General features: G+C 44.9%; 6 protein-coding genes. 3 read left to right on the top strand and 3 right to left on the bottom strand.

Annotated features, from left to right (window positions below):
• From OCU50_RS05780 to OCU50_RS05790, 3 genes are all read right to left on the bottom strand, one after another.
• Window positions 1-1575 carry an ABC-F family ATP-binding cassette domain-containing protein gene (locus OCU50_RS05780; protein ID WP_060467540.1) on the bottom strand — a complete coding sequence of 525 codons (1575 nt, stop codon included), beginning with the start codon at window positions 1573-1575 and terminating at the stop codon, window positions 1-3.
• Between the two features lie 521 nt (window positions 1576-2096).
• Window positions 2097-2675 carry a TetR/AcrR family transcriptional regulator gene (locus OCU50_RS05785; RefSeq protein ID WP_060467541.1) on the bottom strand — a complete coding sequence of 193 codons (579 nt, stop codon included), beginning with the start codon at window positions 2673-2675 and terminating at the stop codon, window positions 2097-2099.
• Complete coding sequence (locus OCU50_RS05790) at window positions 2672-4108, bottom strand: coniferyl aldehyde dehydrogenase (RefSeq protein ID WP_060467542.1); 1437 nt, start codon at window positions 4106-4108, stop codon at window positions 2672-2674. The genes OCU50_RS05785 and OCU50_RS05790 overlap by 4 nt, the downstream gene beginning before the upstream one ends.
• 583 nt (window positions 4109-4691) lie before the next feature.
• Between OCU50_RS05790 and speA the strand changes: the two genes are divergently transcribed.
• The 3 genes from speA to OCU50_RS05805 all read left to right on the top strand — a co-directional run bounded on the left by speA (window position 4692) and on the right by OCU50_RS05805 (window position 26111).
• Window positions 4692-6599, top strand: a complete 1908-nt coding sequence (gene speA, locus OCU50_RS05795; RefSeq protein WP_060467606.1) for an arginine decarboxylase — start codon at window positions 4692-4694, stop codon at window positions 6597-6599.
• Window positions 6599-7528: an agmatinase gene (gene speB / locus OCU50_RS05800; protein WP_060467543.1), complete on the top strand. Its 930-nt coding sequence runs from the start codon at window positions 6599-6601 to the stop codon at window positions 7526-7528. The genes speA and speB overlap by 1 nt, the downstream gene beginning before the upstream one ends.
• Before the next feature lie 661 nt (window positions 7529-8189).
• Window positions 8190-26111 carry a retention module-containing protein gene (locus tag OCU50_RS05805; RefSeq protein WP_065311168.1) on the top strand — a complete coding sequence of 5974 codons (17922 nt, stop codon included), beginning with the start codon at window positions 8190-8192 and terminating at the stop codon, window positions 26109-26111.
• Window positions 26112-26244 lie beyond the last annotated feature (133 nt).

Consider the following 26244-nt stretch of genomic DNA (forward strand, 5'->3'; position numbering starts at 1 on the left):
TTAAAGCTGTATGTGATTCTGACTTACGCCGACCTCCTCAACAAAATCAGCATCATGACTGACTAGGATAAACGCGCCTTGGTATTCACGTAAAGCCGACGCCAGTATTTGCTTTGAGTCGATGTCCAAGTGATTGTCTGGCTCATCGAGCAGCAGTAATGGCGAATCTTGCTTATGGCTGACAATCAACATCGCCAGTTTCATTTTCTCTCCACCACTTAGGTGAGCTACTTTGCGGTAGACGGAGTCTCGCCTAAATCCAATGCCAGCTAACAAGGTTCGTGCCTCACTCTCTGTCATGCCACAGCTATGTGTCATCAGGCTATCGAACATGGTGTCGTTGGTGTCCAACAGTCCAAAGTGTTGATCCAAGTATACTGTGGTTCCTAAGCGTTTAATGGAGCCTGTATAGTTCGAGTGTTGCCCATGAATGGCCTTTAACAGCGTCGACTTCCCACAGCCGTTTGCGCCGGTTAGATAACACCGTTCACCTTGCGACATAGAGAACGTGATAGGAGCACCAGAACCAAAACTCAGGTGGCAACCTTCAACGGTTAATAGCGCGTTCTTTTTACTGTTATTGCCCTGTTGCAGATACAAGGCCTGCGGTTTCAGTTGCTCCTTTTGTTCTTTTAGAGATTGAAGCTTATTTTGGTTTTGATCCTTTAAGTTCTTTTGGCTAGTGGCTGATGCTCCCTGGGTTCGTCCTGCTTTGTCTTTCATCGCATCCAATAATATCTTGGGTTGGCTGCCTGATTTTCTGAGTCGATTACCTTGGGACTCACGTTGCTGCGCTTTTTCCTTAGTGGCCTGAGCTTGGCGTTCCAGTCGTTTCTTTTCAGATTGGTGATGCGCAATCTGCTTGTCCAATGCTTCACTTTGGCTCGACATTTGTTTGAAGTAATCATCGTAGTTTCCTTTGTAGAAACGTAATCCCAAACTGTTGAGATGGTAGATTCCTTCCATGTGTCTCAATAAGCTTCGGTCGTGACTGACTACAAGTACTTTTCCTTCAAATTGTTGGCACTGCTTTAGTAACCAATTTCGCCCGTCGCCATCTAAATGGTTGGAAGGTTCATCGAGAATTAATATGTCGTGATTCGATGTAAATAAGAGATGAAGTTGCAAGAGGGCAAGTTGGCCACCACTTAATATGTTGCACGGTGTGGTTAACTCACAGGTTATTTTCAATGTAGCTAAAAGCTGTTGAGTGCTTTCTTGCAAATCCCAATCGTCACCAACGGTATTGAAGTGCTCAAGTTCGCAACTACCTTGCTCGATGGCTTGCAAGGCATTGAGCTTTTCAGTGATACCTAAGAAGTCAGCAATGTTGATTTCGCTATCTAAAAGATCTGAAGGTAATTGCGAGTAAAAGCCGATCGAGCCTTGCCTAGAAACACTGCCTGATGTCGGTTGTGTTTGCCCGGTGAGTAACGAAAGTAGCAGTGACTTTCCAGCCCCATTTCTTCCAACTAGGCCTGTCAGGAGCGTGTTCAGATTAAAGGTGATGTCTTTGAATAACCACTCACCAGTATCGAGCTGAAATGAGAGATTATTGGCTAATATAGTAGGCATAAGAATACCTCCCTTTACGTGTAAACGAGTAAAAGGGGTGAGGCGCTTTTTTACATAGACTCCACATAGGGCTCTAAAAATAGATCGCCAAAGACGTTACTTAGGTAGATGACTAATCAAAGATAGAAAAGCTGTGCTGAGGTAATTTCTGTCTTTGAGGTGCAGTTCTGCAAGATTCATGTTGTCAAAAGACGAAACTTTAAGAACTTGATTTGTTGCGAAAATAGATGACGAAGTAACGCCCACTAACCCCGAGTGTCCAAATGATTTTTTATAAAAATAAATCGGATGTCAGGATGTTAGTACTTCATTATGGCGCTATTCTCTTTTGAAATGATGGTGGGATGGTACTGAAAGAACGTACTCTGAGTCAATATGATGAAGTGATTAAATTGTGTTCAAATAATTAAAGTGCCTATGTGGCGCTTTAGTGATCATTATTGGAAATAAGTTAAGTCAAGAACTTAAGAACTTAAGAACTTAAGAGCTTTGGGCTTAGAGCCTTAGGCTTAAAGCTAAAGTTACTTGGTTTGCCCACCAACGGCTCGCCAGAACATATTAAAGCTATCATTGACGTACTTGGTTGATTGCTCTGGTGATATCTCGTTCTGCTCGATTAGCCAGTTTGCACAAATCAGAAAGTGGCTATGGATGAAGTGCCTAACAAGGTTAATGTCTAACGCCATCAATTCACTATCTTCTTGCCCTTTCAAAATGATCTCGTCTAGCGATGCGAACATCTGCGACACAATCACTTCACGAGTTTGAGTCGTTGGGTCAAAATGCACATTTGTAAAGAACTTCATGGCGATTGGGTTTTCTAATGCCCACTCAATCCCTGTCATCCACATGAATTTAAAGGCTTGATAGCGATTTTGTTCAGCGATTTCTGTGTGCTGGTCAAGGGTAGAAAATAGCTCTATTTTCAGTTCACGAAACAGTTCATCAATCAGTAGAGATTTGTTCTCAAAGTGATGAAACAGCGTCGCTTTTGCTACACCTGCGGTCTTCGCTATTTGTCCGGTAGATGTGCCCTCTAGCCCTTGTTGAGAGAAAAGCAGGAGCGCAGCATCTAGGATTTTTTGTCTTTTCGTGATCATCTATTGAGTACTTTGAACAGAATCTTTTTAATTGGGTTGTTGTAAGGAGGATGCATTAACTTGGTGAAGTTGATTTTTCCTCTGCTTAGAACGGTTTTGGCGTGGCTAAAGGTCTTGAAGCCTTCAATGCCGTGGTAGTGTCCCATGCCTGAAGGGCCGATGCCACCGAACGGCGCGTCTTCTGCTGCCACATGCACCAGAGAGTCGTTAATACATACACCGCCTGAGTGCGTGTTTGATAAAAACTTGTCTTGGGTTTCTTTATTATGGCTCATTAGGTACAGAGCCAGTGGGCGTTCTCTTTCTGTGATGTAGCTGATTGCCTCCTCGATAGAATTATAAGGCACGATAGGTAGCACGGGACCAAACAACTCTTCTTGCATCGCGATCATGTCGTCGTTTACTTCGGTGAGAAGGTGCGGCGTCATTCTGTGGTTTACATCGTCTTGCGCTTGTTCGGTGACGGTGTGAACAACTGCGCCTTTGGCTTGTGCGTCTTCAATCACACCTTTCAACCGATTGTATTGGCGCATGTTGATCACTGAAGTTAAGTCTTTGCTCTCAATTCCAGCTTTATATAGTTTCTTGAAGTAGCGCTTATAAGCCGTGATAAATGCATCGACTTTTTCTCGTGGCAGCAAGATGTAGTCAGGTGCGACACAGATTTGACCTGCGTTTAAGCTCTTGGCAAACAGGATGCGTTCAACCGCGTCTGTGACATCGAAATCTGGGGCAATAATGGTTGGAGATTTCCCGCCGAGCTCTAGCGTAACCGGGGTTAAGTTATCAGCGGCGGCTTTCATCACGTGCTTACCAACAGCGGTTGAGCCTGTGAATAGGATATGGTCAAACGGTAGCTGACTGAACTTAGCGGAAACATCGGCTTCACCTTCAATGATCGCCACTTGATCCTCACTGAATCCTTCGGCCAACATCGCTTTTAAAACACGGTTGGTCGCAGGGGTAAACTCAGACATCTTGATCATCGCGGTATTACCTGCCGCCAATGCTGTGATGAGAGGACCCAAAGCGAGCATCACAGGGAAGTTCCAAGGAACAATAATGCCGACAACACCTACTGGCTGATAGTGAACGGTGATTTTAGCCGGGGTTAACATCAAACCTGCTTTACGGCGTGAAGGCTTCAACCACTTCTTAAGGTTCTTGTCACTGTAACTGATTTGGTGCAGAGAAGGGGTGATGTCAGCAATTAAGCTGTCGTGCTTTGCTCGGTGGCCATAATCTTCAGATACCGCTTCAATCAATTGCCCTTGGTAGCGCATTAACAAGGTTTTCAATACTGAGATATCATTTCTTCTCTGCTCAAGCGTTGGATTAACGTTGTTGCGGTAGTGATCTTGTTGTCGGTTGAATATTTGATCCATGTCGTTGGTGCCCGACGTGTTTGGTTCAAGGTCTAGATTATCACTCATAGTATCCCCTTAAATTCGAAGGCTGACCGATTGGTTGGTCAGTTGAAATTACAAGAAGATCGAATCGAATACAAGATATGCACAGGGAAAGTTTATTTCTTGTTCAGTTGCACGCTGTGTGGTCGAAGGAAAAATAAAGAGAATGAACTTTAGAAGTTGGAGGGTAGCAGTAATCCATAGGTTTGGAATAATAAGATACTCGCTATGTTGGTGATAGTGATAGTTCTGATTGAGGAGTGCTCCTATTTGTCACAATCTTGACTTAACCTAACTCATTTGGCGGAAACTATGATGTGCCATTGGCATTTTTGTATCTGAATTTCTGTGGGAGAGCGCTTTATATTTAATGTGCTTCCGCCTATATTTTATCCTAATACCTTGTGATTCCTTACGTGCTACTTTAAGTCGGATTATCGATAAAAATATGTAACCGTAACCATAAATATCAATGGTTGGACTCACTCTTGATAATATTGGTTAATGCAGCCAACAAATCGTTTTCGAACGGTTTTTGTTGGGTTATACCTCGCTATTCCAAAGAGGTATCTTCTGTCGATGGCCCTATAATGTGAGGTCTCTAGAATTGGAAAATTCGGTTAATTTGGAACGCATCCGTGCTGAGTATAATGTAAAGCATTGGAGCCAAGGTTTTTATGGAATTGATGATAATGGCGAGGTGTATGTTTCACCGAGCGAAACGGATCATCAAGTACCCCTAAGTAAGATCGTAAAACAGTTAGAGCAGCGAAATATTGGTTTACCTGCTCTTGTGCGTTTTCCTCAAATAGTGCATCAGCGTGTGCACAATATCTGTAACGCATTTAACCAAGCGATCGACGAATATCAGTACGACAATCGTTACCTACTTGTTTATCCGATTAAAGTTAACCAGCAAAAAGAAGTGGTTGATGAGATTTTAGCGAGCCAAGCTCAATTAGAGCAAAAGCAATTAGGCCTAGAGGCGGGTAGCAAACCTGAGCTATTAGCAGTATTGGCGCTGGCTCAAAAAGCGAGTTCTGTGATCGTATGTAATGGTTACAAAGACCGAGAATACATCCGCCTTGCGCTGATTGGCGAAAAGCTAGGACACAAGGTGTTCATCGTTTTAGAGAAGTTATCAGAGCTTGATCTTGTTCTTGCTGAAGCGAAAGCGCTTGGCGTAAAACCTCGTTTGGGTTTACGTATCCGTCTTGCTTCTCAAGGCGCAGGAAAATGGCAAGCAAGTGGTGGTGAGAAGTCGAAGTTCGGTTTGTCTGCATCACAAGTGCTTACTGTTATTGAACGCTTGAAAGCCGAAGACCAGCTAGATGTTCTAGAGCTCGTGCATTTCCACCTTGGTTCGCAAATGGCGAACATTCGTGATGTGCGAAATGGCGTGAGTGAAGCCGCGCGTTTTTACTGTGAACTACGCGATATCGGTGCTCAACTGAAGTACCTAGATGTTGGTGGCGGTTTGGCGGTCGATTACGATGGCACACGCAGCCAATCTTCAAACTCGATGAACTATAGCTTGCTTGAGTACGCTCGCAACATCGTGATGACAGTAGGGGATATCTGTAAGCTCTACAATCAACCACAACCTGTAATTATTTCAGAATCTGGTCGCTCACTGACAGCGCACCATGCAGTACTAGTGACTAACGTGATTGGTACAGAAAGCTACTCGCCAGAAGACATGACGGCACCAGAAGCTGACGCTCCAATGTTGCTTAACAACATGTGGAAGAACTTCTTAGAGCTAGATGCGGGCAATGATGACCGAGCGTTGATTGAGATCTACAACGATACTCAGAGTGATATCGCAGAAGCGCACAACCAATTTGCAACAGGTATGCTGAATCTGCAGCACCGTGCTTGGGCAGAGCAGATGTCTTTGCGTATTAACTACGAACTTAGCTCTCGTATGAGCACTAAGAACCGTTACCACCGTCCTATTTTGGACGAGTTGAGTGAGCGTTTAGCCGACAAGTTCTTTGTGAACTTCTCGTTGTTCCAATCGTTGCCAGACGCGTGGGGTATCGATCAGGTGTTCCCTGTGTTGCCACTGAGCGGTTTGGATAATGCGGACGAGCGACGCGCTGTAGTACTGGATATCACATGTGATTCTGACGGTACGATTGACCAGTATGTTGATGGCCAAGGTATTGAAACAACGCTGCCAGTTCCTGCGTGGAACCCTGATGAACCATACCTAATGGGCTTTTTCTTAGTTGGCGCATACCAAGAAATCTTGGGTGATATGCATAACCTATTTGGTGATACCCACAGTGTCGTGGTGAATGTTGATGAAAGTGGTCAAGCGAATATCGACTACATCAACGAAGGCGATACGGTTGAAGACATGATGCGTTATGTTCACATTGATACAGATCTGATTCGCCAGAACTACAAAGATTTGGTCACGGCGAAAGTACCAGCGCAAGAGCAACAAAGTGTACTTGAAGAGTTAGAGCAAGGCTTGATGGGTTACACCTATCTTGAGGATTTTTAATGAACGATCTATTTACGAAACCAGATTACTCGCTGTATTCCAACGCCATGACGTTTATGCGTCGTCCATTGGTACAGAACCCAATTGATAACGATGCCGATGTGGTTGTGTTGGGTGCGCCGTTAGATATGGCGACGTCGGGTCGTCCGGGTGCACGTATGGGGCCTGATGCGATTCGTCGTGCTTCTGTGAACTTGGCATGGGAAGGCAAAAAATTTCCTTGGGACTTCAATGTATTTGAACATACCTCGGTGATTGATGCTGGTGATCTTGTGTTTGATTGTGGTGATGCAGAAGACTTAACTCAACGTTTAGAAGCAGCCGCTGATGCGATTCTAAACAGCGGTAAAACACTGTTAGGTTTAGGTGGTGATCACTTCATTACATTGCCTTTGCTAAGAGCATACGGCAAGAAGTACGGTGAAATGGCTCTGATTCACTTCGATGCACATACTGACACGTACAGTCAGGGCAGTCGTTACGATCACGGTACCATGTTCTACCATGCACCAAACGAAGGCCTTATCTCGCCAGAACACTCGGTGCAGATCGGCATTCGTACCGAGTATAAACAGGAAGGTCACGGCTTTAATGTCATTAATGCGATGCAAGCGAATGACATGAGCGTGGATGAGATCATTGCTCAAGTGAAAGGTATTGTTGGTGATAAGCCAGTGTACTTAACATTTGATATCGACTGTCTGGATCCTGCTTTTGCGCCGGGTACTGGTACGCCAGTGTGTGGTGGTTTGAATTCAGATAAAGTGCTGAAAATCATCCGTGGCTTACAGGGTATCAACATGATTGGTATGGATGTGGTAGAAGTTTCTCCAGCGTACGATCAAAGCGAGATTACCGCATTGGTTGGCGCGACGATTGCGCTTGAATTGCTTTATGTTTGGACGGCGAATCGCCTTGCTAAGTCATAATCTTTTATAGCAAAAAGCATAACGCTGTATACTGATTCAAAAGCCCACCAGGTTTAATTTGGTGGGCTTTTTAGTTTGTATATGGAGGCAAAGTAGCGAACCTTTAAAAATGAATCCGTTTTTTACAACGCGATTCAATATTCCAAGAAGTGCGTAATATGCAGCTTGTTTTAGTGATTTTAGTTGTAATTGCATTGTCTTTATTCTGGGCGCTGTCTCAAATATGGGACTTACCTTCGCTTTGTTGTAAACGTATAGCTCACCCGAATTTATACCCCATATTTGGTAATGATTTAACAACCTTATTGCTGTATATATTTATCAAACGAAGAGGTGAGATTTCAGTGTGAATTTATTTGCACATAAATCAGCGCCCTACTAACTTTTAACTATTGCTTTCTAGAGTCAGAGGAAATACCTAGATTTGTGAAAAGACGTTTCGTCGCACAGACATGGTATTTTTTATGGGGAAGACTAGGCTTAATAGTAAGTAAACTATAAAAAAAACAGGTGAAACGAATCTTTCTTTTCGAGTCAATTGAACATCACGATTGATTACTATTGATGAAAATTTAGGTCTAAGTTCTATTTAATCTTGAAATCGCTATTACTATAATTTTCACAGCTCTAGAGAATAGTGCTTTGTGGCAACGGGGGATATATGGATATCGAAGTTTCACGTCAGGTTGCGGTAGTTGAAGCAACCAGTGGAGATGTCGTCGTAGTTAAGCCTGACGGCAGTGCAAGAAAGGTTTCAGTTGGCGATATTATCCGTGAAAACGAGATTGTCATTACTGCAAACAAGTCAGAGCTTGTATTAGGCGTTCAGAATGATTCGATTCCGGTTGGAGAGAATTGTGTCGGTTGTGTTGATGAGACTGCCGCATGGACAGACGTCCCAATCGCGGGTGAAGTTAATTTTGACTTACAGCAAGCAGACGCAGGAACCTTTACCGATGATGACCTCGCTGCTATTCAACAGGCCATATTAGCTGGTGCCGACCCGACTGAAATCTTAGAAGCAACGGCGGCTGGTGGCGGATTAGGTTCTGCGAATGCTGGTTTTGTGACGATTGATTATAATTACATAGAAACTCACCCATCGACATTCTTTGAGACCGCTGCTCTAGAAGAACAAACCGTTGATGAAGACAGAGAAGAATTGAGATCGATCACTCGCTCATCAGGTGGCCAATCAATCAGTGAAGCTCTTACTGAAGGATCGATATCTGAGAGTACCTATCCTCAATCTATCACGACGACAGAAACGATTATTGCTGGTAGTTTAGCGCTCGCTCCTGACTCTTTCGTTCCAGATACTCTATCCCTCGCTTCACTACTTAGTGAATTAAACAACGACATTACTTCAAGTGGTCAGCCCGTTACTTTTACATACAACGCGGCGACCAATTCTATCGTTGGTGTTCAAGGCTCCGATGAAGTATTACGTATCGACATTGATGCCATCAGTGTTGGAAATAACATTGAGCTTTCTTTAATTACAACGATTTCTCAGCCGATAGACCATGTTCCGTCCATCGGTGGTGGCCAAGTTTCCTATACCGGTGATCAAATAGATATTACCTTTGATATTCAAGGTGAAGACACCGCTGGAAACCCATTAATAACACCTATCAACACACAAGTTACCGTGTTTGACGGGATCGATCCGTCTGCTGAAAGTGTGAATATCAATACCGTTGAGACTAACAGTGCAGCGATAGAAGGAACCTTCTCTAATATCGGGAGTGATAATCTTCAATCTGCGGTCTTTGATGCAAGCGCATTAGAGCTGTTTGATGGGGTACTCAGTGATAACCAGAACACGCTGGCAAGGCTTTCTGGTGATGGAACGACGATCACTTTGGCTATTGAAGGTTCTGGTGAGGTTGTTCTCACTATCTCACTGGATACCAATGGCACCTATAAGTTTGAGCAGTTTAATCCGATTGAACAGAACGGCACTGACTCACTCTCTTTCTCTCTGCCGATCACGATTACCGATTTTGACCAAGATATTGTAACCAATGCCATTAACATTGCTATCACTGATGGTGATAGCCCTGTTATCACTAATGTTGACAGTATTGATGTTGATGAAGCGGGCATTGTTGGCGGCTCGCAAGAGGGCATGTCGTCAGTGTCTGGCAGCGGCAGTGTCACCGCGGACATTTTTGAAAGCGACATCATTGATCATTATGAACTCGAACCGGCAGAATTTAATACTGGTGGTACCTTAGTTTCAAATGGTGAGGCCGTACTACTTGAGCTTATTGATGAAACCAACGGTGTAAGAACTTACGAAGGCTATGTAGAGGTCAATGGATCGAGAATTACGGTCTTTGATGTTAAAATTGACAGCCCTTCATTGGGTAACTACGAGTTTAATCTGTATGAAGACCTTTCGCACCAAGGCGCTGAAGATGCGTTATTAACTTTTGCACTGCCAATTTATGCCGTTGATGCAGATGGTGACCGTTCGGCACTGTCTGGAGGTTCGAACACACCAGAAGCTGCTGAGATTCTCGTCAATGTTAAGGACGATGTCGTTGAGTTAGTCGATAAGGTTGAATCAGTCACTGAACCAACCTTAGCGGGCGATACCGTTGTTTCGTATAACCTATTCAACTTCGAAGGCGCTGATGGTTCGACAATTCAATCGTTCAACTACGACGGTGTTGACTATTCGTTAGATCAAAGCCTGCTCCCCGATGCTACCCAGACTTTCAGTTTTACTGAGGGTGTCGTCACTATCTCATTAAACGGTGATTTCAGTTTTGAAGTCGCTCGTGATATCGACCACTCAAGCAGTGAAACTATAGTAAAACAGTTCTCATTTTTAGCTGAAGATGGTGATGGAGACACTGACTCTTCAATGCTTGAGCTAAGTATCACTGATGGCCAAAATCCGATCATTGATTTGATCCCGCCTGTTACTCTCTCAGAAACCAACCTTGCTGATGGATCTTCTCCAAGCGGAAGTGCGGTGAGTCAAACAGATACGATTGCCTTTACCGCTGGTAGTGACAATGTGGCGAGTTTCCGTATTGAGCCAACCGAGTTCAATGTGGGCGGTGCATTAAAGTCGAATGGATTTGCGGTTGAGATAAAAGAAGATTCTGCCAATCCGGGTACTTACGTCGGTTTTATTATTAATGGCTCGGGCATTGAAATTCCAGTGTTCACCATTAGTTTCTCTACGAACACACTGGGCGAATACACCTTTACTTTACTTGAAGCGTTAGACCATGTGGATGGTTTAGATAAGAACGATCTGAGCTTTGAGCTGCCTGTTTATGCGGTTGATACGGACGGTGACGATTCATTGGTATCTCAACTGAATGTGACCATCGGTGATGATGTTCAAATCATGCAAGATGGTACGTTAGATATTGTTGAGCCGAATCTTGCAGACGGCACAATCACGACCAATACCATTGATGTGATGCCAGAACAGAGCGCTGATGGCGCGACGATCACTCAGTTCACTTATGACGGTATCGTAAACACACTCGATCAAAGCATTTCAGGAGAGCAGCAATTCAGTTTCACGGAAGGCGAACTGTTTATCACCCTTGAAGGCCAAGTGCGCTTTGAACCTAATCGCGACCTTGACCACTCAATTAGCGAAGACATCGTGAAGTCGATAGTCGTGACTTCAAGTGACTTCGATAACGATCCGGTGACTTCAACTATTACGCTGACCATTACGGATGGTGATATTCCGACCATTGATGCAGTACCAAGCGTTACGCTTTCAGAAACGAATTTGACGGATGGTTCTACTCCAAGCGCCGCTGCGGTGAGTTCAACGCAAACTATTACTTTCACCAACCAAAGTGATGACGTAGTTCGCTTTCGAATTGAACCAACAGAATTCAATACCAACGATGCGCTTAAATCGAATGGATTAGCCGTAGAGTTACGTGAAGCTCCGGCAGGGTCGGGTGACTATATTGGTTTCACGACCAGTGCCACTAACGTGGAAACTCAAGTATTCACATTGAGCTTTAACGCTGGGTCATTAGGCGAATACACGTTCACGCTCATCGAAGCGTTGGACCACCAAGATGCTCGAGGCAACAACGAGCTCAGCTTTGATCTACCCGTTTATGCGGTAGACAGTGATGGTGATGATTCCCTGATGTCGCCGTTAAGTGTGATCATCGGCGATGATGTTCAAATCATGCAAGACGGTGCGCTTAGTATTACTGAGCCGACGGTTGCTGATTTAGCAACAGGCAAACCGACGACTGCTATTTTCGATGTGATGCCAAATCAAAGTGCCGATGGCGCGACGATCACTCAATTTACCTATGATGGTCAGCTTCGAACGCTGGACCAAACTGACAATGGCGAACAACAGTTTAGCTTCACGGAAGGTGAATTGTTCATCACGCTTCAAGGTGATGTGCGTTTTGAACCCAATCGCAATCTAGATCACACACTGAACGAAGACATCGTGAAATCGATCGTGGTCACTTCCAGTGATTCTGATAACGATGTGTTGACCTCAACCGTCACGCTGACCATTACCGATGGCGATATTCCAACCATTGATAATGTGCCAGCTGTGACCTTGTCGGAGACCAATCTAAGTGGTGGTTCAGCGCCTAGTGGCAGTTCAGTTAGTTCAACTCAAACCATTACCTTTACCAATCAAAGTGATGATGTGACAAGCTTCCGTATTGAACCTACTGAGTTCAATATTGGCGGTGCTCTGACATCAAATGGATTGGTAGTTGAATTGAAAGCTGACCCAACCACACCGGGTGGCTTTATCGGTTTTGTTACCGATGGTTCGAACGTTGAAACCAACGTATTCACGATTAGTTTTTCAGATACTAACTTAGGCCAGTACACCTTCACTTTACTTGAAGCGTTAGACCATGTTGATGGCCAAACTAAGAATGATCTGACCTTTGATCTTCCGGTTTACGCCGTTGATAGCGATGGTGATGATTCATTGGTGTCTCAACTGAATGTGACCATTGGTGATGATGTTCAAATCATGCAGGACGAAACGCTTAATATTATTGAGCCAACGGTTACTGATTTAGCTACAGGTACTCCGACGACAGCCACTGTTGATGTGATGCCTGAGCAAAGTGCCGATGGTGCGACAATTACTCAGTTTATCTACGATGGCGGGGCGGCAATAACACTCGATCAAAATGATACAGGTGAACAGAAGTTTGACTTTACTGAGGGTTCTTTGTTCATCACCTTGCAAGGAGAGATTCGCTTCGAGCCAAACCGTAATCTAGACCATACGATTAGTGAAGACATCGTGAAATCGATTGTGGTGACTTCAAGCGATTTAGATAACGATGTAGTGACGTCAACAGTAACTCTGACGATTACCGATGGTGATATCCCGACCATTGATGCCATGCCAAGCCTTACCTTGTCTGAAACGAATCTTGCTGATGGTTCAAATCCAAGCGGCAGTGCAGTAAGTCAAACCGAGACAATTACCTTCACCAATCAAAGTGATGATGTGACCCGTTTCCGTATTGAGCCAACCGAGTTCAATGTGGGCGGTGTATTAAAATCGAATGGATTTGCGGTTGAGATAAAAGAAGATTCTGCCAATCCGGGTACTTACGTCGGTTTTATTATCAATGGCTCGGGCATTGAAATTCCAGTGTTCACGATCGCCTTTTCTACGAGTGCGTTGGGCGAATACACTTTTACCTTACTTGAAGCGTTAGACCATGTGGATGGTTTAGATAATAACGACCTGAGCTTCGAACTACCTGTTTATGCTGTTGATACGGACGGCGACGATTCATTGGTGTCTCAACTGAATGTGACCATTGGTGATGATGTCCAGATCATGCAAGACGGTGCGTTAGATATTGTTGAACCAAATCTTGCAGACGGCACAATCACGACCAATACCATTGATGTAATGCCAGAACAGAGCGCTGATGGCGCGACGATCACTGAGTTCACTTATGACGGCCAGCTACGAACACTTGATCAGAATGACACTGGCGAACAGCAATTCAGCTTCACGGAAGGCGAACTGTTTATCACCCTTGAAGGCCAAGTGCGCTTTGAACCTAATCGCGACCTTGCCCACTCAATTAGCGAAGACATCGTGAAGTCGATAGTCGTAACTTCAAGTGACTTTGATAACGATCCGGTGACTTCAACTATTACGCTGACCATTACGGATGGAGATATTCCGACAATCGATGCGGTGCCGAGAGTCGTACTTGAAGAAGCTGACCTAATGGAAGGTTCATCGCCAAGTGGTAGCGCAGTCAGTCAAACGGAAACCATCACTTTCACTAATCAAAGTGACGATGTTGAGAAATTCCGTTTAGAGCCAAGTGAATTTAATACTAACAACGCGCTCAAGTCCGATGGCTTGATCATTGAGATTCGAGAGGAACCAACAGGTTCTGGCAATTATATTGGTTTCACGACCGATATTTCGAATGTCGAAACTACAGTATTCACTCTCGATTTCAGCAGCACTACTTTGGGTGAATATACATTTACGCTTCTGGAAGCCATTGACCATACGCCTATTCAAGGTAATAACGACCTAACATTCAACTTGCCAGTGTATGCCGTTGATAGCGATGGTGATGACTCTGTGATGTCACCACTGGCCGTGACGATTACTGATGATATTCAAGTGATGGTTAATGACTCTCTCACTATTGAAGAGCCAACGGTTGCAGATTTGGCAGCAGGTACACCGACTACGTCTATCGTTAATGTCCTTGATGAAGAAGGTGCTGATGGCACGACCATTACTCAGTTCACTTACGATGGTGGGGGGGTATTAACGCTTGACCAAAACGATACGGGTGAGCAGAAGTTTGTGGTTGCTGACGGGTCTTTGTATATCACTCTACAAGGCGATATTCGTTTTGAACCCAATCGTAACCTTGACCATACTGGCGGCGATATCGTTAAGTCGATAGTCGTAACCTCAAGTGATTCTGATAGTGATCTTGTTTCCTCAACGGTAACGCTAACCATCACGGATGGCGATATCCCAACGATTGACACTGTGCCAAGCGTTACACTGTCAGAAACGAATTTGAGTGACGGCTCTGATCCAAACGCAAGTGCGGTGAGTTCAACTCAAACCATCACCTTTACCAATCAAAGTGATGATGTGACGAGTTTCCGTATTGAACCGACAGAGTTTAATGTTGGCGGTGCTCTAACATCAAACGGATTAGCGGTTGAGTTGAAACCTGATCCAACCACACCGGGTGGTTACATCGGTTTTGTGACGACAGGTCCGAATGTTGAAACTAACGTGTTTACAATTAGCTTCTCGGATACCAATTTAGGTCAATATACTTTCACCCTGCTTGAAGCGTTGGATCATGTAGATGGTTTAGCGAATAATGATCTGTCTTTTGATCTTCCTGTTTACGCCGTTGATAGCGATGGCGATGATTCATTGATGTCTCAACTTAATGTGGTCATTGGTGATGATGTTCAAATCATGCAGGACCAAACGTTCAGTATTATTGAGCCAACGGTTGCGGATTTGACTGCGGGTACTCCGACGACAGCCACTGTTGATGTGATGCCTGAGCAAAGTGCCGATGGCGCGACGATCACTCAATTTACCTATGATGGTCAGCTTCGAACGCTGGACCAAACTGACAATGGCGAGCAACAGTTTAGCTTCACTGAAGGTGAGTTGTTCATCACCTTACAAGGTGAGGTGCGCTTCGAACCCTATCGCAATCTAGACCATACGGCTAGCGAAGACATCGTGAAGTCGATAGTGGTGACCTCAAGCGATTCAGATAATGACCTACTGACTTCCACAGTGACGCTGACGATTACTGATGGTGCTATCCCAACCATTGATGCCATGCCAAGTGTTACTTTGTCTGAAACTAATCTTGCTGATGGCTCAACTCCAAGCGGCAGTGCAGTAAGTCAAACTGAGACGATTACCTTCACCAATCAAAGTGATGATGTGGTCAGTTTCCGTATTGAACCTACTGAATTCAATGTGAGTCGCGCACTGAAATCGAATGGCTTTGCGGTCGAGATAAAAGAAGACTCTGCTAATCCAGGCACTTACATAGGCTTTATTACCAACGATTCGAGCACTGAAGTTCCAGTGTTCACCATTAGTTTCTCGGCAACCACGCTAGGTGAATACACCTTTACCTTACTTGAAGCGCTAGACCATGTAGATGGCCTAGATAAGAACGATCTAAGTTTTGATCTACCCGTTTATGCAGTAGACAGCGATGGCGATGACTCTCTGGTATCTCAGCTAAACGTGACTATTGGCGATGATGTCCAAATCATGCAAGACGGTACGTTAGATATCACCGAGCCAACCGTCGCAGATTTGGCTGCTGGCACGGTAACGACTAACACAATCGATGTGATACCAACTCAGAGCGCTGATGGTGCGACGATCACTGAGTTTTCTTTTGGCGGGATTGTCAAAACACTCGATCAAAGCATCGTAGGCGAGCAGCAGTTTAGCTTCACGGAAGGTGAGTTATTCATCACTCTTCAAGGCCAAGTGCGCTTTGAACCTAATCGTGACCTTGACCACTCTGCCAGCGAAGACATCGTGAAGTCGATTGTCGTTACTTCAAGTGACTTCGATAACGATCCGAAGACTTCAACTATCACGCTTACCATTACCGATGGTGCCATTCCAACCATTGATGCGGTGCCGGGTGTTACTTTGTCGGAAACGAATTTGACGGATGGTTCTGCGCCAAGTGGTAGTGCGGTGACTCAAACAGAGACGATTACTTTCACCAATCAAAGTGACGATGTGGTTCGTTTCCGTCTGGAACCAACTGAGTTCAATACTAACGATGCACTTAAATCGAGTGGCTTAGCGGTCGAATTACGTGAAGAGCCTCAAGGTTCCGGTCAGTACATCGGTTTTACGACCAGTTCGTCTAACGTAGAGACAACGGTGTTTACGTTGGATTTCAACGCCGGAACATTAGGTGAATACACATTCACTTTAATCGAAGCTCTGGATCATCAAGATGCGCGTGGCAACAACGATTTAAGCTTCAATCTGCCAGTTTACGCAGTTGATAGTGAAGGCGATGATTCGTTAGTTTCTCAACTTGGCGTGACTATTGGTGACGATGTGCAATTGATGCAGGACGGTACCATCACCAGTCGAGAATCTGCAACAAGTGTAGAAACGTCAAATACCCTTGATGTGATGCCAAGTCAAAGTGCCGACGGAGCGAAAGTCACTTCATTTGTCTTTGATGGTAAAACCGCAGAAAGCCTTGATTTAAATGTGAATGGAGAACAAGAGTTTGTGTTCACTGAAGGTTCTGTATTTATCACCACAGAAGGCGAGATACGATTCGAGCCTGTGCGAAATCAAAACCATGCTGGTGGGGATATTACCAAGTCGATTGTGGTGACTTCTGTTGATCTTGATGGCGATATTGTCACATCGACTGTGACGTTGAAGATCACCGATGGCGACCTTCCGACGATAGATTTCGTTCCTGAGGTCAGCCTTTCTGAAGTCAACTTAAGTGATGGTTCTTCGCCAAGCTTGCCAGTCAGCCAGACTGAAACCATGACCTTTACCCAAGGTAGTGATGATGTAAGCCACTTCCGTATTGATACGGCTCAATTCAACACATCTGGCGATCTGAAAGCGGATGGTTTGGTAGTTCAGCTAAAAGAAGATCCTGCCAACAGTGGAAGTTATATTGGTTTCGTGGAAAGTGGGGGTGTTCAAACGGACATTTTCACCATCACCTTTAGCAGCCTGGTTCTAGGAGAGTACACATTCACCTTACTGGAAAAGTTAGATCACCTGCCAGTACAGGGTTATAACGATCAAATCTTCACCTTGCCAGTTATCGCTGTCGACAAAGACAACACTGACTCAGCGATCAAACCGCTAACGGTGACCATTGCTGATGATGTTCCAACCATTACTGACACATCTGTCGCAAGTACGTTTGTGGTTGATGAAGATGATTTGGGTATTCTGGCACAAGCGACGGGTTCGTTTGTAACCACAGAAGGTGCAGACCAAGTTGAGGTTTACGAACTGCGCAATATCTCAACGCTGGAAGCAACACTATCGTCTGGTAATGAAGGTATTAAGATCACTGAGATCACAGGTGCTGCTAACACGACCACCTACCAAGGCGTAACCGATCCGGGTGGAACGCCAATTTTCACATTAGTGCTGACTGATGATGGTGCTTACACGTTTACCCTGCTTGGCCCTCTCAATCATGTCACAACACCGAGCAACCTCGATACATTAACAATACCGTTTGATGTTGTTGCTGTTGATGGCGACGGTGATGATTCCAACCAATATCGATTACCAATTGAAGTCATTGATGATGTTCCGGTAATGACGCCGCCGACGGGCGAAACGGTTGTCGATGAAGACGATCTTACTGGCATTGGTTCTGATCAAACGGAAGACACCATCATCAATGGATTGTTCACCGTCGATGAAGGCGCCGATGGTGTTGTGAAGTATGAACTGGTTGATGAAGACTTGGTTCTGACGGGCTTAACCTCTGATGGGGAAAGTTTAGAGTGGCTAGCGGTTTCACAAACCGGCACAACCTTTACCTATGTTGCTCAAACCGTGACGAGCAACGAAGCTGTGTTCGAGATTGTTTTCGATACTTCAGACAATAGCTATCACTTTGAATTGTTTAAACCACTCCAGCACCCTGATGGCTTAAGTGAAAATACGATTGACCTTAACTTTTCGGTAGTAGCAGAAGATTTCGACCAAGACCAGTCAAACGCGATCGATCTCACTATCACAGTAACGGATGATGTTCCGCTGGTAACAACACAGTCGATTACTCGTGTTGAAGGTCAGAATTACGGTGGCTCTAAAGTCGACATGTTTGCTGATGCGACGGATGTTGGGGCTGATGGTGCGGTACTGAGCCGAATTGAGGGGATCTCAAGCAATGGTGCAGATATTGTGTTCCGTACAGGAAACAACGGACCATACAGTAGCGGTTTCGACTTAAATAGTGGTAGCCAAGAGATTAGAGTTTATGAGCAGACGAATGGCGGTGCTGATACTCGTGAGCTCGGTCGATTACGTATTAACTCAAATGGTGAAGTGGAATTTAGAGCCAACGGTTATCTCGATCATGACGGTGACACCATCGACTTTTCTATTAATGTGATTGCGACGGATGGAGATCTAGACACCTCTGAAACACCATTAGATATCACGATTACGGATAGGGAGTCGTCTAGAATCGCTTTAAAAGTGACTACCTTTGAGGATGCGGGTAGAGACTCAACGATACCTTACGCAACAGGGGATGCGCCGACTCTTGAGAATACCCAAGATAACCAAAGTGGCCTACCTGATGCTCCAGCACAAGTTTCGCTGCAAGTTAATTTGTATGATCAAGATAATAGTGAGTCTATCGGTCAACTGACGATTCAAAACAGCAATCACAGAGGCACTTTCTATTACTTTGATGGCGCTGAATATCATAAGTTAACGGCTGAACCAAACGGTGACATCCTATTTGGGCCTCCGGAGATGCAACAAAGCTTTGATCCAAATCCGAATGACGCGAGGCAGACGATCGCGACCATCGATAACTTGTTCTTTGTTCCAGACCAAAACTTTGGTTCAAATAACAATGGCGTGCGTATCAACTATGAGCTCGAAATTGATAATAACGGTTCACCAGACCACACAGTAAACTCAAATTTCAGAATTGAGATTGAAGCTGTGGCTGATATTGCGACTTGGGATGATTCCAACAGCACGTATCAGTATCAAGTGAATGAAGACGAGGATAACGTCACGCTGCAGTTGAATGCAGAGTCACAAGATAATAGCAGAACTGAAACCATTACTTACGAGCTAGAAGCAGTGCAGGGCAGCGGTAAGTTTGAGTTACTAGACCAAAGTGGCAACGTGCTTACTCCGACCAATGGTGTTTATATTATTGCAGCTGGCGATATCAATAGCACAGTGGTTAACCCTATCGATAACTTCTCTGGACAAATTGAGTTCAAAGCGACGGTCATTACCGAAGAAACGCGTAATCCATATGATGATTCTGCTAACGGTGGGGCAAATGATAAAACGACTGCTCGCTCGGTAGAGCAAAATATTATCATTGATGTTACTGCTGATGCGGATCCAGGTACATTCAGTGTCAATCGTATTCAGATTAACGAAGACAATATTGACGACCCTAATTATATCGGACCTCTGGACAATAAAGATGTGTTCACGTTAGACGAAGTCATCACCATGGCAGGGTCGGTAGATTCGGACAGTTCTGAAGAGCTATTTGTTCGTATCAGTAACGTAACAGAAGGCGCGGTGCTTTATTTCTTAGGCACCACTACCGTTGTGCCGACCATCACCATTAATGGGGTGGATTATCAGGAAGTCGCGTATTCCGATTTAGCGAACGTTGAGGTGGTTCCCACCAAAAACAGTAATGAAGATTTCACCTTCGATGTGACCGGAGTGGTTAAAGATACCGCGAACTTGTCTAGCGGTGTTCAAGTCGATGAGGAAATATTGGGAACCAAAACGGTCAATGTCGCTGTTAAAGGTGTTGCTGATATTCCATATGGCGGTACGCATGGTACGGCTTGGACTGATATTACGGACGGTACTGCAAGTGGTGTTCAAACCACCATTCAAGAGAGTCAAAACGGCGATAGCTTTGCGGTTCTCGATTTTTCTGTGCTTTCTGGTGAGAGAAGGCCTAACGACCCTGCTGATTTACCTTTACCGGGTGATGGTTCAGAATCGATAACGGTCATCCTGTCTGGCATCCCTGATGGCGTTATTCTGGAAGATAGCGATGGTACGGTTATCGATCTTAACTTTGTGGGTTATGAGGACGACATCAATGGTAATCCAGATCTCAGTAAGCCTATCTACGAAGCCAACATAACGCAATTCGCGACCACATCAGGAATCCGAATCAGGCCTGTTGATTCATCCACTGAGAATATTCACATTCAAGGGAAAGTGATCGTCACTGAGAATGACGGCCATGCACTTACTTTTGATCAAGAAGTGCGAGTGTTAGTTGAGCCTATCATCGATACGTCATCTACCTACAGCAATGTTACAAACGGAAATGAAGATACCGCGATTAATATTGATTGGCACCCTAAGGACGTAGATTACATTGATGACGACGAGCATTTCACTTCTATTGTCATCAGTGATATCCCGAGTGATGTAGAAAGTGTTGTGGTTAATGGTGATGTGATATGGGTTTATGATGCCGCAGCAGGTACTTTGACCATCACGCCGAAGAGTGGCCAAACGGCAGAAGATTTTACTCAGATTGCGCTGAACAATAACTTCATTCAAATAACGCCGGCTCAAGATTCAAGTACCGATTTTACGCTCGATACGGTTGTGATGATTGAAGAGCGAGATCATGAATACATTGATGCCTCAAACCCTGGACAAGGAATAGTGACGGCGACGATTACAGGTACGATTGATGTACGTGTAAGACCTGTCGTTGAGCCTGGAGATGTTGATAACAAGATTGTGGTTTCAAATGAAGATGGCTCTGGAGATCTCACTACGATTACGGCTGATGCTAATGGCGTAATTAAATTTACAACCAACAGTGACAACACATCACTTACAGATGAGTATGTCGTCCGATACCAGGAAACGGATTTAAGTACAGTTGAAGAACAAGTCGACGAAGTGATTGTCGAGTTAACTAACACTGATGGTAGTGCGCTATCTGACGATATTTTGGTGCAACTTCTAGTCACTGGCGCCTCTTATGAAGGTGGTGGTCGTTGGGTTGTTACGAATGAAGATGCCTTTAGTATCAGGGCGCCTCGAGGGTTAGATTTCACGCCAGGCGATGATAGTGACGATGTCGCTACTAATTTCAATAACATCAAGATGACAATGTCTACCTTGGTGTCAGACCTTGGTGATGCCAATAACAAGACATCAGCTCAAGAATTGCGAACTGGCGAAGTAACTCTGTCTTACCCGGAAGTGCTCATTGCTCCAGATAAAGTGGCGGCAGCGATCTCGATTGTGCCAGACAGTGTTATCGATGCTGTAGAAGATACTCAGCTTGATCTCGGCGCGGCGTTAAATGGTATCTTGAGCTTGACCGGTCGCGATGATTCTACTGACCAAGTGACTGTGATCATCGATGGCACTTTGGTTATCGATTCTAATACATCATTCCCAATTAGCCTCTCGGGAACAAGTGATGTTGATTTTGTGAACGGAAAATATGTTTACGAAACCACGGTCGAGCAGGGCGTAACCGTTGATTCATCCGGCTTGTTATTGAACCTACCCCCCAATTACTCAGGTGACTTTAGATTGCCAATGACCGTAGTGACTAAAGATCTTCAATCTGGGGATGAGAAGACACTAGTTACTGAAGTTGTCATCAAAGTTGCACCAGATGCAGAGACGGATCCAACGATTGATGTCAATGTCGTGGGTTCTCGTGATGATGCCTTTAACCCTGTCGATAACGATGGTCAGAGTGGACAAGACACGGTCGGTTATGAAGACACCTATATCCAGCTCGACTTCAATTCAACCATTTCAGATCAGGTTTCAGGCGTTGAAGGCGGTCAAGAAGAGTTTACGTCCATTACCTTAACGCTGGACGACCCTTCTATAGGTGCGTTTTATGACAATACAGGTACCTCATTAGGTACATCTGTCACGTTTAATCAAGCTGAAATCGCGGCTGGTGCATTAGACAATGTGCTCTTTAGGGCTGTAACAAACTACCCTACAGGGAATGATGTAAATCAGGTACAGGTCAATGTCAGCGGTACAGTGACCGATACAGCGACCTATAATGATCCTGCCTCACCGGTAGGCACGGCAGCAGACACTGATTCATTTAATACCAGCGTGAGCTTTGATGTAGTCCCCGTTGTCGATGATGTGCTGGTCACGGGTCCTGGTAGTAACCCAGATATCATTGAAATAACAGGTAATGAAGATCAGTCAATTTCATTAGCAGGGACCGGACCTGTATCGATAGCTTTGACCGACCTCGATGGTTCTGAGCAGTTCGTTTCGATTAAGTTTACGGGTGTACCAGATGGTTTTTTGATGAACGCAGATGCAGGATCTGGATATACAGTCAAGAATAACGGCAACGGGGAGTGGAGTGTTAAGCTTCCTCAAGCTTTGGGGCTTTCGTTCGACCTTAGTGAGTTATCGATATTGCCGCCTAAAAATTTCAGTGGTACTGCCGAGTTTGGTGTGGAAGTCTTTACTCAAGAATCTTTGCTTGGTGTACCGACTGCGGCGGCGAACTTACCGAGTTTCAAACTGCATGTGGTGCCTGTTGGTGATGATGTAGATACCAATCCAACAGATTCCGTTGTAGGCAATGAAGGACAAAACATTGATATTGAGATCAATGCAACCATTTTGGACAAAGAACTTTCGGCAACCGGAAGTGGGATCTTTTCAGAGAACGCACCAGAAACGCTTCGAGTTGAAGTGGCAGGGGTGCCTCAAGGAGCTTCCATATACTATCCAGACGGCACCACGTTGGGCAGCTATGATCCAGTGGCACAGATTTGGACATTAGATGTCCCTACTCAGTCGTTAGATAAGCTCGTATTCAACTCTGGTGAATACAATAGTGATGCCGGTAATGTGTTGGGCATTAATGGTCCATTGCAAATTACGGTTCGCTCTGTGGATACAGACGCTGACAACACCGAATACTTAGGTACGCCAACCAGCTTCGATGTTGATTTAGTGATTGATCCTGTCAACGATCAACCAATTTTTGTGAACGTAACCAATCTTGAAACTGAAGAAGATTCAACGGGTGTAGCAATCGACAACTTTAGTATTTACGATGTTGACGCTATTTTTGACAACCCGGATGCGCCGTATGTTCTGACGTTGCAAGTCGATCAAACGTTACCGGGTGCCCAAGGTGTGTTTGAGTTCACAAGCTCGACTGGCGTAACGTTTGTATTGGAGGCTGATGGTTCGCTTGTGATGACGGGTAAAGAAGCCGACATTAATACTGCGTTGGCGAATGGAAGCGTTATTTTCAAACCCGATCCAGACCAGAATTACCTCAATCAAAATGGGTTAGTTACGATCAACGCTACGTTGGATGACGGCGGTAACAACGGTTTGATTGACCCTGCAGACCCGAATACAGCCCAAACTAACCAAACTACATTTACTATCAAAGTTACAGAGATCAATGATGCTCCGGTAGCCAACGACGTTGATTTAGGCTCGATTGCTGAACAAGGTCAACTTGTGATCGTTGAAGAAGATTTGATTGCAGCCAGTTCTGATCTAGAAAACCATAACCTCACGGTAACGGGCGTGACTCTTACTCAAGGACAAGGTCAGCTAACGCGCTTTGAAAATGCTGGTGGTGCTGATGACCCTGCGATTACAGGACCGTTCTGGATATTCACTGCAGCCAATGATTTTAATGGCGATGTGAAATTTGGGTATTCGATTATTGATGATGGCACCACCAACGGTGTGGATGACTTCCTAACTGATAACGCTGAAATTAGTCTTGTGGTGACTGAAGTTAACGACCAACCAACGGCATCGAATATTGATTTGGGCACCATGCTTGAAGAAGGTCAATTGATCATCAAAGAGGACGACTTAATTGCCGCGACGAGCGACCCGGAAAACGATTCGATTACCGTGACTAATCTGGTGCTCGATGAAGGCCAAGGCCAGTTACAGCGCTTTGAGAACGTGGGTGGTGCTGATGACGCTACGATTACAGGCCCTTACTGGATATTTACCGCTGCTGATGAATACAACGGTGATGTTAAGTTCATTTACACCGTTGAGGACGATGGCACAACCAACGGTGCTGATGATTTCTTAACAGATACCGGCGAAATCAGCGTTATGGTAACGGAAGTGAATGATCAGCCGGTCGCGACCGATATCGATTTAGGAAATATCCTTGAAGAAGGGCAGTTGCTCATCAAAGAGGGCGACTTAATTGCCGCGACGAGCGATCCGGAAAACGATTCGATTACCGTGACTAATCTGGAGCTCGATGAAGGCCAAGGCCAGTTACAGCGCTTTGAGAACGTGGGTGGTGCTGATGACGCTACGATTACAGGCCCTTACTGGATATTTACGGCTGCTGATGAATACAACGGTAACGTTAAGTTCACTTACACCGTTGAAGACGATGGTACAACGAACGGCACTAATGACTTCCTAACGGATACGGCTGAGATTACAGCGATTGTCGATGGAGTGAACGATACACCTGTGATTAACGGTGACAGTGTCACCTCTATGATTGATGAGGATGCAGGTCAGTTATTGAGTGGCATCAATGTCAGTGATCCTGATTATGTTGATTCATATGCCAATGACCTAATGACAGTCACGCTGACGGTCGATTACGGCACATTAAATGTATCACTTCCGGCAATGACGACGGTGATAGTCAGCGGTAATAACACCGATTCAGTCATCTTAGTTGGTACTCTGAGCGATCTGAATGCGCTGATTGATACACCAACCAGCCCAAGTGGGGTTTACCTTGATGCTAGCCTGTCTCCAACCAATAGCATTGGTTTAGAAGTTGTCGCTAAAGACAGTGGAAACCCTTCAGGTATCGCGATAGAGACGGCACCTGTGGTTTACAGCATCGCGGTTACGCCAGTTGCGAACGCACCAACCTTGTCTATCGATACTGCAACTAACTACGTGAGAAATATTACGGCGAGTCAGTCTGTCAGTGCGAGTGGTATTCCTTTGGTTGGGATTATCGCGGCCTTAACGGACATTACAGAAGAGCTCACATTGCATATCAGTGATGTACCTGCTGGCGCTCAAATTACCAGTTCTGCTGGTTCTGTAACGGATCTTGGCGGCGGTGTTTGGGTGGCAACGGCGGACGCAATTGAAAGCTTGCAAGCGGTCGGGCTTACTCAAACTCCAGGTAACTACACGCTTAAAGTTGAAGCGGTTTCTGAAGAGACTGACAACAACGATACGGCGACATCGGCTTCAATAAACCTTAACCTGAACATTGTGTCTGACGCGGCCGATATTAACCTAGCTTCTGAAACCGATGATGTTCAGTTGTTAGCGGGCACAAATGCGACTGACCTAATTGCGGGCTCTGGAAATGACCGACTGGAAGGTGGATCGGGTGATGACACTCTTATTGGTGGTGACGGTAACGACACACTTATTGGGGGAGGTGGTTCCGATATCCTTACGGGTGGCAATGGAATGGATTCGTTCGTATGGCTTAATATCGAAGATGGCGTTGAAGACACCATCACCGATTTCAGCCTATCTGAAGGAGACCAGATTGACTTGCGTGAAGTATTACCAGAGTTGAAGAACACATCTCCAGACATGACGGCGTTACTGCAACAGATCGACGCGAAAGTCGAAGGGGATGATATTGAACTTACGATTAAGTCTGATGATTTAGGCACCACGGAACAAGTGATTGTGGTTGAAGATCTTGCTCCTCAGCTAACCTTAGGTGGCACCATGCCTTCGGATATTTTGGATGCGTTAGTGCAGCAGAACGTTATTACTCATGGGTAGCTTATCAAAACGGGTGAGGTGCTTACTGAGTAAATATGAACTGAATGGTTTCATTGTAACGATGTTACCTAGCTTGTTTGGATATCTTGTTTTTATGTAACTGCACTAGCTAGTATAAGTGTTAATAGTGCGG

It is taken from the genome of Vibrio toranzoniae (assembly GCF_024347655.1).
Classification (GTDB): Bacteria; Pseudomonadota; Gammaproteobacteria; order Enterobacterales; family Vibrionaceae; genus Vibrio; species Vibrio toranzoniae.

Excerpts from the sequence above, each read along its gene's own strand:
- OCU50_RS05785 (WP_060467541.1), bottom strand. The coding sequence starts at position 2,675 with ATGATCACGAAAAGACAAAAAATCCTAGATGCTGCGCTCCTGCTTTTC.
- OCU50_RS05780 (WP_060467540.1), bottom strand. The coding sequence starts at position 1,575 with ATGCCTACTATATTAGCCAATAATCTCTCATTTCAGCTCGATACTGGT.
- speB (WP_060467543.1), top strand. The coding sequence starts at position 6,599 with ATGAACGATCTATTTACGAAACCAGATTACTCGCTGTATTCCAACGCC.
- OCU50_RS05805 (WP_065311168.1), top strand. The coding sequence starts at position 8,190 with ATGGATATCGAAGTTTCACGTCAGGTTGCGGTAGTTGAAGCAACCAGT.
- OCU50_RS05790 (WP_060467542.1), bottom strand. The coding sequence starts at position 4,108 with ATGAGTGATAATCTAGACCTTGAACCAAACACGTCGGGCACCAACGAC.